Origin of the sequence: Streptomyces regalis (genome assembly GCF_001509475.1) — a bacterium.
In the GTDB taxonomy this organism is placed as follows: Bacteria; Actinomycetota; Actinomycetes; order Streptomycetales; family Streptomycetaceae; genus Streptomyces; species Streptomyces regalis.
Genome location: NZ_LLZG01000241.1, coordinates 1 through 449 on the forward strand (window position 1 = coordinate 1; position 449 = coordinate 449).

The window sequence follows — 449 nt, forward strand, 5'->3', positions numbered from 1 at the left end:
AGGGCGGCGTCCGTGGGCGACGGGCCCATGTCGATGCCCTCGGCGTCGATGTTCAGCTCACGGGCGAGACCGAACAGCTCGACCAGCGTCTTACCGGCCGACGCCATGGCGTCACGCGGACGCATCGCCTGCTTGGTCTCGACGTCGACGATCAGCTTGTCGAAGTCGGTGCGCTGCTCGACACGAGTCGCCTCGACCTTGTACGTGACCTTCAGCACGGGGCTGTAGATGGAGTCGACCGGGATACGGCCGATCTCCTGGCCCACCTGCTTGTTCTGCACGGCGGAGACGTAACCGCGGCCACGCTCGACCGTCAGTTCCATCTCCAGCTTGCCCTTGCCGTTGAGCGTGGCGAGGACGAGGTCGGGGTTGTGCACCTCGACACCGGCCGGGGGCGCGATGTCGGCGGCGGTGACCAGACCCGGGCCCTGCTTGCGCAGGTACATCAC

The 449-nt window shown here is 67.0% G+C and carries 1 pseudogene; it reads right to left on the bottom strand.

Going from position 1 to position 449, the window contains the following annotated elements:
- A pseudogene (locus tag ADL12_RS24305) lies at window positions 1-449 on the bottom strand (DNA-directed RNA polymerase subunit alpha); the annotation flags it as partial.